The sequence below is a fragment of the Lentzea chajnantorensis genome (assembly GCF_054300775.1).
Map to the genome: position 1 here is coordinate 7,390,690 of NZ_JBSDZT010000002.1, position 12,670 is coordinate 7,403,359.

Sequence of the window (12,670 nt, forward strand, 5' to 3'; positions counted from 1 at the left end):
GTCATGCCATTCCACAAGGTCATCGGGATCGACCTGGGCACCACCTACTCCGCGGTGTCCATCTACGACGGCAAGGACACCGTCGTCATCGAGAGCGCGCTCGGCACGAAGACGGTGCCGAGCGTCGTGGGGCTCGACCCGGAGGGTCAGGTGATCGTCGGGGCGCCCGCGCAGAACAACCTGGCCAGCGACCCGGAGAACACCGTCATCGAGGTCAAGCGCGACATGGGCGCGTACCTCAGGGAGCCGACCGGGCCGGAGGACTCCGGCGAGCCCAAGCGGGTCCGGTTCCGCGGCAGGGACTACCTGCCGCAGGAGATCTCCGCGTTCATCCTGATGGAGCTCAAGCGGCAGGCCGAGGAGTTCGTCGGCGAGCCGATCCACGACGCCGTGATCACGGTGCCCGCGTACTTCCGCGAACCCCAGCGCGGCGCGACCGAGGACGCGGCCAGGATGGCCAGGCTGAACGTGCGCCGGCTGGTGAACGAGCCGACCTCCGCCGCGGTGTGCTTCGGCGCGGACAAGATCGAGGACGACCAGACCCACACCTACGCGGTGTACGACCTCGGCGGCGGCACGTTCGACGTGTCGATCATCCAGGTCAGCCCCGGCAACATCAGCGTCGTCGGCACCGGCGGCGACCCCCGGCTGGGCGGCGGCGACTTCGACGACCTCATCACCGGCTACGTGCTCAACCACATCAAGGAGAAGCACGGCACCGACCTCTCCGGCGACCGCGCGATCTGGCAGCGGGTGAAGCGGGAGGCGGAGATGCGCAAGCGCGAGCTGTCGGTCGCCAACGCCGCGACGCTCAACCTGCCGTTCCTCACCAAGGACCTGTCGGTGAACGTGCCGCTGACCAGGACCGTGTTCGAGTCGCTGATCAAGGACCTGCTCGACCGCTCGCTCACCTGCCTCGACGAGGCGATCGAGTCGGCGCGGGAGAGCAACGGCATCGAGCGCGACGAGATCGAGCAGGTGCTGCTGGTCGGCGGGTCCACCAGGATCGCGTGCATCCGCGGGATGCTCGCCGAGCACCTGGGCCTGGAGCTCAAGGACATCCGATCCGACATCAGCCCTGACGAGGTGGTCGCCCGCGGCGCGGGCATGGTCGCGCGGGACTACCCCGCCGCCGACGGTTACGAGGGCGCCGACATCGAGATGGCCCCGGTGGAGGACGAGAACGGCCTGGTGATCGGCGGGGCCTCGCCCGAGGGCGGGATGATCGTCCTGCAGGACGTCACCAGCCACACCCTGGGCATCCTGGCGAACAAGACGGACTTCGTGCCGATCCTGCCCAAGGACAGCCGGATTCCCGGCAGCGAGACGAAGGACCACTTCACCAACTCCGGTCCCGGCAAGCTGCTGATGGTCCGCATCTTCCAGGGCGAGAACCCGGTCGCCTACGAGAACGACCTGATCGGCAAGCTGCCCATCGAACTGCCCGAGTCGCGGGAACAGGGCTACTACAGGTTCGCCGTGACGTTCTCGATCGACGAGAGCGGGCTGCTGGCCGTCGGCGTGCGGAACCTGAACGACAACCGGTTGTGGGAAACCAAGCTGCAGTGCGACGTGCGGGCCACCCGCGAGCAGATCGAGAAGAGCGCGGCGCACCTGAAGGAAGCGATGGCCGGTCATCAGGGCGCCGGGCTGCCGGAACCGCCCGGTGGCACCGAGGTCGTGCCGGACGGGCTGCCGAAACCCCCTGGGGCACCAGGGGACCAGAGCGACGCCGCGGCGCTGCCCCCGCCGCCGGACGACACCCCGGCCGAGTTCAAGAGCGTGGTGAGGCGGTCGTACAAGCTGATCCCGCAGCTGCCGGAGGCGCGGCGGGCGGAGCTCACGTCGGCGTACCTGGCGTTCGTGATCGCCGTGCGCAACGGCTCCGCTGAGCTGGAGGACCTCGGCGACCAGCTCAGCGACGTCTTCTACCGGTACAGGTAACCGTGCAGGGACCACCGGGGGTCGAGATGGTGGCCGCGGTCGGCAGCACCGGCCGCGGCACCCTGTGGCGCGCGAGCAGGCGGCAGCCGGACGACCGGATCGTGCGCATCGTCGAGCCGCGGTTCGCCGACGGCGTCTTCCGGCAGGCCGTCGCCGCGCTCGCCAGGCGGCAGCCGGCCGGGATGGTCGCGATCATCGGGCACGACTGGACCCCCGACGGCTGCTACTACCTCGAGTACGCCACCGGTGACGCCTGGCTGACGCTGGCCGAGCGGCTGGCCGGACTCGCGGACTGGCAGGACCGGGTGGTGCTGCTGGAACGGGTCTGCTCGCTGTTCTCCCGCTGGCAGCGCAGCCCGGTGCACCCGCTCGGGCTGAGCCTGCACGACATCGTGGTGGTGGCGGAGGACGACCGCTGGCTGCCGTGGTTGTTGCCCTGCCCGGAGATCACCCCGGCCACGCCGTGCGACCTGTTCGGAGTGGACACCCCGGCGGTCGCGGCGCTGGCCCCGGAGATCGTGCGCGGGCTGCGGCCGGACCACCGGGCGGTGGACTGCTACGCCCTCGGCACGGTGGTGGCGCAGGCTTTGTGCGACGACGACGTGCCGTCGTCCGTCGCCGCCGAGGACCAGGTCGAGGCACAGGCGCGCGGCATGCTGTGGCCCGCGCTGCGGTCCCGGACGCGGATACCGAGCGCGCTGGCCGCCGTTCAGGAGGGCGAGGACCTGTTCCGCGCGGTCGAGCACTACCGCCACGCCGTGCCGAGTGCCCGGCCCGCGGACGCGGAGGAGCTGCGGTCGGCGCTGGCGGCGCTGGCGGATCCGGTGTCGATCGCGACCCGGCTCCGCGACACCGATCCGCTGCTCGCGCTGGACGTCCTGCGGTGGGTGCGGGAGGACGGCGGAGCCGCGCACGTCCGCGCGGGCCTGCTCGGGGCGGAGATCGCCGCCGGCCGCGGTGACGACGAGACGGCCCTGCGCCACCTGAACGGGGTGGTCCGGTCCGCGCCGTACCGGTTCGACCTGCGCCGCCGCCGGTACGAGGCCGCGTGGCGGGTGTTCGCGGCACGACCGGCGGATCGCGCGCTGGGCGAGGTGCTCCTGGACGACATCACCCTGCTCAAGCAGACGAACCCCGAGGACGACGACTCCGCGCTGCACCAGCGGGCCGCCGAGGTGCACCTGCTGCTCGGCGATCCGGGCGCGGCCGCACGGGAGCTCTTCACCGTGCTCGCCCGTGACCCGGGTGACCTCGACGCGCTGGTGGCGTACTGCCGCTGCTGGCTCGAACTGGGCGATGTCCAGAACGCCAGGCGGACCGGGGCCGAGGCACGGCGGCGCATCGAGCGCATGGTCGACACACAGCTGCTCACGTCAGGGGAGGCACAGCAGTGGTACGAGCGGTTCGCCCGGCTGTTGTCCTGATCATCGCGGTCGTGGCCGTGCTGGTCGCGGCACCGGCCCACGGCGCTCCACAGGACCCCGTGATCGTCCTGCCCAGCGGCACCGTGCTGCCGCCCGGCCGCCACCAGGCCAGGATCGACACGGGGTCAGGGGTCGTGACGGCCGAGGTCGTCGTGCCCGGTGCTCCCGCGGCCGGCACGACCCAGCCCGCTGTCCCCAGTGGACAGCCGACGACGAACGGTTCGGCCGCGCCTTCGTCGGCCACCACCGGCCAACCGGCCGCGTCGTCATCCGGGTCGTCGTCGTCCGAATCGTCATCGGGGTTCTGGACGACATTGCTCGCGGTTCTCGCCGTCGTCCTGCTGCTGATCGGTGTCCTGGTCGGCTACCGCAGGCTGGTCGCGCCGCGCCGCCAGGTCCGCGAGTACCGCGACGCGGTGGGCATGGTCAAGCGCGGCGACCACGTGAAGGCGTTGCCCGCGCTCGAACGGCTCGAACACCGGCTGCCGGAGAAGCACCGGGCCGAGGCCGGGTTCTTCGCCGCCTTCGCACTGGTCAAGGCCGGCCTTCCGGAGGAGGCGGAGTACCGGCTGGCCGCGCTGCACCGGGAGAACCCCCGCGACGTCGACGTCGCGTACCTGCTGGCCTACCTGCGGGTGGAACGCCAAGATCACGACGGCGCGGAGCCGTTGCTGGAGGCGATCGAGGCGGCGGGCGGGATGGGCGAACCGCGGGCGCGCCGGCTCTACGGCATCGTGGAGTTCCACCGTGCGCTGGCGGCGTTGCGCGACGGCCGGGTCGATGCCGCGGCCATGTTGTTCCAGAAGGTGGAGAGGCTCGGCGACTTCGCCGACCGGGTGCCTGCCGACCTGCGCAACCAGCACGCCGTGCTGGGCGCGCAGGCGTTGTTCGACCGGGACCTGGTCGTGGCTCGCGGCCAGTTCGAGGACCTGGCGCGGGCGGCAGCGGACGCGGACCCCGACCGGCGGGAGTCGATGCTGGCGTCGGCGAAGATCGGCCTGGCGCTGGCGGCGTGGCTGGAGCACACGGTGGCGTCGACGGGCCAGGTGGACGAGTTGCTGGAGAGCGCGGCGAAGCACCTCGACCCGGACGCGGAGACCGAGCGGGAGTGGAGTTGCGTTCCCGACGACGAGAGCGTCACGGAGCGACTGGCCGCACTGGTCGCCCGCCAGGGCAGGGCGGCCGAGATCACCGAACGCGACATCACGTTGCGCGCCGTCCACCTGCTGCGCGCCGCTGCCGTGCTGCGCCTCTGGGCGGCGGGCAAACGCACGCGCGAGGGGGACGCCAAGCGGCTGGCCGAGGTGCTCGGGCGGCTGGCGTGCGCCCGCGAGTACGACCCGGAGCTCGGTGACCCGTACCTGGTCGCCGGTCTGCTCAAGTGCTACCTGGCGACGACGGCGCGGGAACGCGACGACGGGGTCGCCCTGCTGCGGCACGCCCAGCGACTGGGCGTGCGGGAACCGGAGGTCGTGCGCATCCTCAACGAGGAGGCCCGCCGGGGCCAGGCCCGCAGGGACGCGGCCGACCGGTACCTGCAGGTGCTCGACCAGTTCATCGAGGACCCGTCGGTCCGCCACGAGGTCCGGGTCAGCCTGCTCGAACGGTTGTCGCGGTTCAGCAAGGTGCGTTCGCTGGACCGCCGGCCGGAACTGGCCAAGGCGCGCACCGTGGCGCCGACGGTGGACGAGATGAACAGCCGCACCGAGCTGCTGCGGGAACGGGTGAGCCAGCTGATGAGCGCCCAGAGCGGCAACGAGAACCTGACCGCTGCCCAGCGGCTGGTGCACAACCTGGAGGACGACAGCCGGGTGCTGGCGGAGCAGGCGCATTCCGTGGAGGCGAAGGAAGCGGACCTGCTGGTGCTCATCGGAGACTGGCTGCTCGGCGACGACGAGAGGTGACCTGATGGCGAGAAAGCACATCTCCCCCGCCGACTGCCTGGACGAGCTGCCGGAGCCGGAGCTGGAGTTCACCGACGAGGCCATGGGCGACTCGATGCGGCGGATCGAGCTGCGCCGCTCGATCCTCGCGATCGCCGAGCTGGACCACCCCGCGGAGACGGCGCTCGTGACCGCGGTGGCGAAGAACCGCAAGGAAGGCAAGGCGAAGCGACGTGGATGACAACGGCGTGGACCACGGTGAAGACGCCGGTCTCGCCTTCCAGCCAGGCGAGGACTCGGACCTGACCTTCGTCAGGAAGACGGCCGAAGCGTTCGAGCCACTCGATCTCGGCCGCCGAGGCGCGTTCGCACCGGAGCCCGAGATCGGCCGGAAGACCCGTCTCGGTGAGATCGGCGACCGGTTCGAGCCGGCCGGCGACGGCCTGTGGATCGACGCGGACGACGACCGGTTGCGCGACGACCTGGCAAAGCTCGAGGAGCACCAGGCCGACCTGAGGCTGCGCGCCCTGCTGACCAACGCGGACCGCGCGCTGCGGGCCGGCCGTGCCGGCGAGGCGTGGGAGCACGTCGAGGCGGCGTTGCGGATCGCGCCCGCCAACGTGGCCGCACTCCTGCTCGGTGCCCGCTGCCACGACGCGCTCGAAGCGTTCGACAGCGCGCTCGACCTGCTGGCGACGGCACGGCAGCACGCCACCGACGCCGACGAGGTGACCGTCCTGCTGCGCCTGCGGGACGGCTGCCGGCTCAGGCTGACCAAACACGTCACCGTCCGCGCGGACGAGCTCCTGCGGGAGGGCCGCACGCCGGAGGCGGTCGAGTACACCGGGCAGCGACGGGCCAAGCACCCGGAGGTGCTCGGACTGCACTACGTCCACGGTTCGGTGCTGCTCATCGCCGACCGGCCCGCACAGGCACGCGAGGTGGTCGAGGCGGCGCTGGCCACCGCACCGGACAGCGAGATGTTCGCCGAGCTGCACCGGGTGATCCTGTCCAGGCTGTGCAAACCCCAGGTGGACCGCGCCTGCCGGTCGTTGCGGGCCGGTCAGCCCAAGGCCGCCATCGAACACCTCGAAGTCTGCGGCGACGCACTGCACAGCGAGCCCATGCACGAGTGGCTGTGGTCCTACGCGCACGAGCGGTACGCGAAGAAGGTGCCGATCATCGGCTGGCGCCGCGCACGCCGCGCGAACGTCGTGCCGCTGGACGCGGACAGCCTCCAGGAGGTGCTCGGGCGGCTGCTGACCGAGGAGTTCACCGAGGTGATGAAGGCCTTCGAGCGCGGCGACTTCGAGGCCGCCGGCGAACACTGCGAACGCGCCGAGGCCATCGACGGGCGCTACGGCACCATCGCCTACCTGCACGCCACCGCCGAGGCCCTCGCGGCCGACAAGGCACTCAGGACGATCAACCCGCGCACGCTGACGATCGCCGAACGACACCTGTCCGCAGCCGCGCGGATCGCGCCGAAGATGGCCTTCGACCCCGAGCTGACCGCCCAGCGCGACAAACTGACGGCCAGGATCGACAGCGAGCTCGCCGAAGTGGCCCGGCTCAAGAGGTTCATCACCTGCGTGTCCCGGTTCAACGACCTGATGTCGCGCTACGAACATCAGAGCATCACGAGCCGCTACGAGCTTCCAGAACGTCCGGGGCGAGCTGATCTCGATCCGGAAGGCGGCCCACAGGTCCAGGCAGGAGCACCCGCCGAACTCCCCCGCCCAGCAAACACTGGACCGGGTGATCATCGCGGTCGACTCCAACCTGCGGTCGTTGCCGACCTGACGAAGCAAAATCGCCCATTCGCGGACGATCTCGCTCGACGTGGGCCAAAAAAGGAACCAGCGGGCTGGCTCAGACCGCCGGACGCCAGGATTTGAACCTGCGGCCCCTCGCCCTCAGGACGATCTGCGCCGACCGGCAAAAACAGCGGACACGCACGCCCGACATGCGGCACAAGCTGGGGCAAACCGAACAAGCACGACGACAAAGGAATGTTCGGCAGCAAGCCCTGCAAATGCGCACAAACAAGTGGGTGTTAATAAGTTAGTCCTTGTTAACGATCGGTTCGCAACAGATCCTTGCCGTGCTCCGTAAACACATTCACCTCGACGAACGTCCGGCTCTCCCTGCAACCGCAGAGCCGGGCCGTTCGCCCTGCAACGAGGAGAACGATGCAAGCGAGACGTAGTTTTGTGCTGGCCGCGGCCGGGTCACTGGCCGTCGCCATGCTCACCCAGACAGGTGCGCACGCGGCCCCGCAGCCCCAACCGGGCCAGACCGCTGAGGCGCTGGCGGTGGACGCGGCCGCGAGCCTCGTCGACAGCCGGCCCAGCCAGCTGCACGCCAGCGCGAGCGACCAGTTCGTGCGGCACAACGTCATCTCGTCCACCAACGGCCTCAAGTACGTCCCCTACGACCGGACCTACAAGGGCATGCCGGTGGTCGGCGGTGACTTCGTCGTCGTCACCAACTCGACCGGGCAGGTGCTGCACACCTCGGTCGGCCAGAGCTCCACGATCGACCTGGCGAACACGACGCCGTCCGTCACCAAGGCGCAGGCCGAGAAGACCGCGCGGACCGCCCTGTCCACTGTGGATGGTGTCGGCGCGCCCGAGCAGGTCGTCTACGCGCTCGACTCCACGCCGAAGCTCGCTTGGAAGGTCTCGGTCACCGGCCGGGGCTCCGAGGGCCCGAGCAAGCTCGACGTGGTCGTGGACGCGACGACCGGCCAGGTGCTGCACACGCAGGAGCACGTCCTGCACGGCACCGGCAACAGCGGGTGGAACGGTCCCTCCGTCCCCCTCGCCACCACGCAGTCCGGGTCGACGTACTCCCTGAAGGACCCGAACCTCACCAACGTCAGCTGCCAGGACGCGGCGACCAACACCACGTTCACCAAGTCCTCCGACTCGTGGGGCAACGGCAACGCGACCAACCGCGAGACCGGCTGCACCGACGTGCTGTTCGCAGCGCAGACCGAGTCGAAGATGCTCACGCAGTGGCTGGGCCGCAACGGTTTCGACGGCAACGGCGGTGGCTGGCCGATGCGCGTCGGCCTGAACGACCAGAACGCCTACTACGACGGCAGCCAGGTCCAGATCGGCAAGAACACCAACGGGCAGTGGATCGGCTCGCTCGACGTCGTGGCGCACGAGCTCGGTCACGGCATCGACGACCACACGCCGGGTGGCATCTCCGGTGCGGGCACGCAGGAGTTCGTCGCGGACGTCTTCGGCGCCACCACCGAGTGGTTCGCCAACGAGCCGTCGCCCTACGACACGCCTGACTTCCTGGTCGGCGAGACGATCAACCTCGTCGGCAGCGGCCCGATCCGCAACATGTACAACCCGAGCGCCATCGGCCACGCGAACTGCTACAGCAGCTCGATCCCGAACACCGAGGTGCACGCGGCGGCCGGGCCCGGCAACCACTGGTTCTACCTGCTGTCGCAGGGCACGAACCCGACCAACGGCCAGCCGACCAGCTCGACGTGCAACAACACCTCGATCACGGGTCTCGGCGTCGAGAAGGCCGTCAAGATCTTCTACAACGCCATGCTGCTCAAGACCTCCGGCAGCTCGTACCCCAGGTACCGCACGTGGACGCTGACCGCGGCGAAGAACCTCTACCCCGGCAGCTGCGCGGAGTTCAACACCGTCAAGGCCGCCTGGGACGCGATCAGCGTGCCCGCGCAGACGGCCGACCCGACGTGCAGCGCGACCGGCACGGTCACCATCAGCAACCCCGGCAACCAGTCCAGCACCGTCGGCACCGCGGTGAGCCTGCCGCTGTCGGCGAGCGGCGGCACCGCGCCGTACACGTGGTCGGCCACCGGCCTGCCCGCCGGCCTGTCCATCAACTCCAGCACCGGCACCATCTCCGGCACGCCGACCACCGCGGCCACGTCGAACGTCACGGTGACCGCCACGGACAGCGCGAACAAGAGCGGCACCGCGTCGTTCAGCTGGACCGTCGGCACGGGCGGCGGCAACTGCTCCGGCCAGAAGCTCGCCAACCCGGGCTTCGAGTCCGGCAACACCTCCTGGACGGCGACCTCCGGTGTCATCGGCCAGCACGGCAGCAACGGTGAGCCCGCGCGGTCCGGCACCTGGTCGTCGTGGCTGAACGGCTACGGCTCGTCGCACACCGACTCGCTGACCCAGTCGGTGACGATCCCGGCCGGCTGCAAGGCGACCCTCACGTTCTACCTGCACATCGACACCAACGAGACCGGCAGCACCGTGTACGACAAGCTGACGGTCACGGCCGGGAGCACCACCCTCGGCACGTTCTCGAACGCCAACGCGGCCTCCGGCTACGTGCTGAAGACGTTCAACCTGTCCTCGTTCGCGGGTCAGACCGTGTCGGTGAAGTTCAACGGCACTGAAGACGCCTCCCAGCAGACCTCGTTCGTCATCGACGACACGGCGGTCACGCTCAGCTGACGCGTGGTGCGGTTGCCGGCGCTGGAACATCAGCCCGGCAACCGCACACCTGTTTCGCGGTGGTGGGGAGCGGTCCACAAGCCGTGGACGGTCGCTTGGTCATCGCCGATGTCGACGGGCGATTGGAGAAGTCACCGGCCTCCGCCCGCGGACTGAAGCGTGCACTCGGCAGGGGGTGCCAGGGGTAGCCCCTGCCGGGACACGTTGCGAGATTCGTGGCATGAGCTCAGCTATCACCTCAAATGCTTGGTTGCGGCGGTTCCGGCCGCGGGACAGCGCCCCCGTGCGCCTGGTCTGCCTTCCGCACGCCGGAGGTTCGGCGACCTACTTCCTGCCCGTGGCAGCGGCGCTGGATCCCTCGGTGGACGTCCTGGCGGTCCAGTACCCCGGCCGCCAGGACCGGCGTACCGAGCCGTTCGTGCGCACCATCGACGAGCTGGCCGAGCTCGTCACCGAGCAGTTGAGCGGCTGGACGGACCGCCCGCTGGCGTTGTTCGGGCACAGCATGGGCGCGACGCTCGGCTTCGAGGTCGCGCGCAGGCTGGAGCGGGCGGGCACGGTTCCGGTGGCGTTGTTCGTCTCGGGCAGGCGGGCGCCCTCGTGCTTCCGCGACGAGCGCGTCCACCAGGAGGACGACGAGCAGCTGCTGGCCGATGTGCGCGCGCTCAGCGGCACCGACGCACGGCTCTTCGGCGACGAGGAGATCATGCGGATGGTGCTGCCCGCGCTGCGCGCCGACTACGAGGCGGCGGAGACCTACCGGTACGAGCCGGGAGAACCTCTGCGGGCACCCGTCGTCAGCATGGTCGGAGATGCCGACTCCAAGGTGACCGTGGACGAGGCGCGCGCGTGGGATCGGCACACGAGCGGGGAGTTCGACTTCCACGTGTACCCCGGCGGGCACTTCTTCCTCGACGAGCACGCCACCGCGGTGATCGACATGATCAAGCGGCGGCTGCTCGGCTGAACGAGCTCAGGTGTTGAGGTAGGCCAGCACCGCGAGCACCCGGCGATTGGTGTCCCCGGTCGCCGGGAGCACCAGCTTCGTGAAGATGCTGGAGATGTGCTTCGCCACGGCGCCTTCGGTGACCGCGAGGTGCTGGGCGATCGAGGTGTTCGAACGGCCCTCCGCCATCAGCTCGAGGATCTCGCGCTCGCGGGCGGTGAGCGCGGCCAGCGGTTCGTCCTTGGAGTGGCTGACCATCAGCTGTGCCACCACTGTGGGGTCCATGGCGGTTCCGCCGCCGGCGACCCTGCGCACCGCGTCGATGAACTGCACGTCGTCGAGGACACTGTCCTTGAGCAGATAGCCGATCCCTCCCTTGCCGTCGCTGAGCAGCTCCCGTGCGTACATCTGCTCCACGTGCTGCGACAGCACGAGGATCGGCAGCCCGGAGTGTTCACGCCGCACCCGCAGCGCGGCTTGCAGGCCCTCGGTGGTGAAGGTGGGGGGCAGGCGCACGTCCACGATCGCCACGTCCGGCCGATGCCGGGCGACGGCGGTCACGAAGTCGGCGCCGTTGTCGACCGCCTCCAGCACCGTGCACCCGTGCACCTCCAGCAGTTGAACAATGCCTTGTCTCAGGAGGAAGAGGTCCTCGGCGAGAACAACGCGCACGGCACCTCCATCTTTGTTCTCGTGGGACCGCCGGGCGGGCTGTCCAGGTCGAAACTTCCGTCGAACGCGGCAAGTCTGCGCCGGATCCCACCGAGTCCGCCCTCCTCGGTGAGGACCGCGCCGCCACGGCCGTCATCGGTGACCGTGACGTGGAACGTGCCCTCGTCGTAGCCGCCGATGATGTCCACGTGGCGCGCATCGGAGTGCTTGAGCACGTTCGCCAGCAGCTCCGAGATCGAGAAGTACACCGCCGACTCCACCGGGTCGGGCAGCTTCCCCGGCAGGTCGAACGTCACCTCGACGGCCAGCGGACTGGCCAGCCCGAGCGCGCGCACGGCGTCGGCGAGGCCACGTTCGGCGAGCACCGGGGGGTGGATACCGCGCACCAGGTCGCGGAGCTCCCGCAGCGCCTGCACGGACGACGCACGGGCCTCGCGCAGCACCTGCCGCGCTTTCTCGGCGTCGTTGTTGCCGACGTGGCGGTCGGCCACGCCGAGCTGCAGGCCGAGGCTCACCAGCCGGGCCTGCACGCCGTCGTGCAGATCGCGCTCGATCCGCCGCAGCTCCGCCGCCTGGGTGTCCAGCGCGCCGGAACGCGTCTCGGCGAGGTGCCGCACGCGGGAGGCGAGCCGGCTCCGCTCGGTGGGGCCGAGCAGCAAGCGGACGAAGTGCGCATAGCCCGTGACGATCCACGGCGACAGCGTCAGCCACACCACGAACCCCACGACCGCGAGGCCCGCCACGGCCGCCGCGGAGACCCAGCTGCCGACCTGGAAGAAGGCGTACCAGGTCGGAGAACCGTCCTCGGCCAAGGGAATCCAGAGGCCGCTCGCGAGCACGAGCCCGTGACCGACGTAGTAGAGCAGCGCCGCGGGCAGCACGGCCACGAGGCCGGCCACGCAGTTCAGCAGCAGCCACAGCAGGTCGCGCCAGGTCGCCGGGTCGGCGAGGATCCACTTGCAGCGGCGCGTCCAGCCGACGATGTCGCGCTCCACCTGCTCCGGCTGCGGGCGGTACGGGCGCTCGACCGGCACTCCGAGCCGGGTGGCAGCGCGGCGGTTGAGGTCGCACAACCACCGCACGGCCGCGGTCAGGTGCGGCAGCACGACGAAGCCGATGCCGATCAGGCACAGGATGGTGAAGTACGTCGTCGAGATGAACAGGACGATCGAGAGCAACGCGCCGGCTCCGGCGGCCGCACCGATCGCGGTGTGCAGGACGGCACGGCGGAGCCAGGGGCGCCAGGAGGCCGCGATCGTGTGCACCCGAACATGATCCCATTCCCCGAGTGCGGCAGGCGGATCGCCCCAGTTCTGGAACGGGGGCGATCCGTGA

General features: G+C 70.2%; 9 protein-coding genes. 7 read left to right on the forward strand and 2 right to left on the reverse strand.

All coding sequences use genetic code 11. The features are described 5' to 3' along the window. Positions 1-3 precede the first annotated feature (3 nt). From ACVDFE_RS35395 to ACVDFE_RS35425, 7 genes are all read left to right on the forward strand, one after another. The gene (locus tag ACVDFE_RS35395; RefSeq protein ID WP_360398784.1) at positions 4-1,944 is read left to right on the forward strand and encodes an Hsp70 family protein; all 1,941 of its coding nucleotides are present in this window, start codon (positions 4-6) and stop codon (positions 1,942-1,944) included. Positions 1,945-1,946: 2 nt separating this feature from the next. Then, entirely contained in the window at positions 1,947-3,368 is a 1,422-nt protein-coding gene (locus ACVDFE_RS35400) for a tetratricopeptide repeat protein (protein ID WP_458433523.1), read from the forward strand. Positions 3,369-3,379: 11 nt separating this feature from the next. Then, positions 3,380-5,272, forward strand: a complete 1,893-nt coding sequence (locus tag ACVDFE_RS35405) for a hypothetical protein (protein ID WP_458433524.1) — start codon at positions 3,380-3,382, stop codon at positions 5,270-5,272. 4 nt (positions 5,273-5,276) lie between these two features. Beyond that, entirely contained in the window at positions 5,277-5,492 is a 216-nt protein-coding gene (locus ACVDFE_RS35410) for a hypothetical protein (protein ID WP_360398793.1), read from the forward strand. A gap of 7 nt (positions 5,493-5,499) precedes the next feature. Then, positions 5,500-7,149, forward strand: a complete 1,650-nt coding sequence (locus ACVDFE_RS35415) for a tetratricopeptide repeat protein (protein WP_458433525.1) — start codon at positions 5,500-5,502, stop codon at positions 7,147-7,149. A gap of 294 nt (positions 7,150-7,443) precedes the next feature. Beyond that, a complete protein-coding gene (locus ACVDFE_RS35420) occupies positions 7,444-9,717 on the forward strand; it encodes a M4 family metallopeptidase (protein ID WP_458433526.1) in 2,274 nt (757 codons plus the stop codon). A 220-nt stretch (positions 9,718-9,937) separates the two neighbouring features. Next, on the forward strand, positions 9,938-10,684 hold the full coding sequence (locus tag ACVDFE_RS35425) for a thioesterase II family protein (RefSeq protein WP_458433527.1): 747 nt from the start codon (positions 9,938-9,940) through the stop codon (positions 10,682-10,684). Between the two features lie 6 nt (positions 10,685-10,690). Here ACVDFE_RS35425 and ACVDFE_RS35430 read toward each other — a convergent pair whose 3' ends face one another. Further along, positions 10,691-11,335, reverse strand: coding sequence for a response regulator transcription factor (locus ACVDFE_RS35430; RefSeq protein ID WP_360398804.1), 645 nt, complete (start codon positions 11,333-11,335; stop codon positions 10,691-10,693). Further along, complete coding sequence (locus ACVDFE_RS35435) at positions 11,299-12,600, reverse strand: sensor histidine kinase (RefSeq protein WP_458433528.1); 1,302 nt, start codon at positions 12,598-12,600, stop codon at positions 11,299-11,301. The genes ACVDFE_RS35430 and ACVDFE_RS35435 overlap by 37 nt, the downstream gene beginning before the upstream one ends. Positions 12,601-12,670 lie beyond the last annotated feature (70 nt).

Bases quoted from the DNA above. Each gene is read 5' to 3' on its own strand.
- ACVDFE_RS35425 (WP_458433527.1), top strand. From the start codon at position 9,938: ATGAGCTCAGCTATCACCTCAAATGCTTGGTTGCGGCGGTTCCGGCCG.
- ACVDFE_RS35420 (WP_458433526.1), top strand. From the start codon at position 7,444: ATGCAAGCGAGACGTAGTTTTGTGCTGGCCGCGGCCGGGTCACTGGCC.
- ACVDFE_RS35395 (WP_360398784.1), top strand. From the start codon at position 4: ATGCCATTCCACAAGGTCATCGGGATCGACCTGGGCACCACCTACTCC.
- ACVDFE_RS35410 (WP_360398793.1), top strand. From the start codon at position 5,277: ATGGCGAGAAAGCACATCTCCCCCGCCGACTGCCTGGACGAGCTGCCG.